Here is a 215-nt window from a genome sequence, read left to right on the forward strand (position 1 = left end):
GACAAGGCGGTGTACGAGGCCCGCTACGAGTTCCGGCACCGCCCCGACTGGCTGCACGTCCCGATGGCGGCGATCCGCCGGCTGTCGGCGCCCGAGCGCCCCGCCCACCGCATGCCCCCGCCCCTGCCCGGCACCACCACCCCCCACCCGAAGCCCCCGAGGAGGCCGCTCGCGTGAGCGCCGCACGACAGCCGTCACCCTGTCTCTTATACACA

1 pseudogene is annotated in these 215 nt (G+C 74.4%); it reads left to right on the plus strand.

Going from position 1 to position 215, the window contains the following annotated elements:
• Positions 1–177, plus strand: a pseudogene (locus tag VR44_RS48280) (maltokinase); the annotation flags it as partial.
• Positions 178–215: the final 38 nt, after the last annotated feature.

This window comes from Streptomyces katrae (assembly GCF_000966975.1).
Taxonomy (GTDB): domain Bacteria; phylum Actinomycetota; class Actinomycetes; order Streptomycetales; family Streptomycetaceae; genus Streptomyces; species Streptomyces katrae.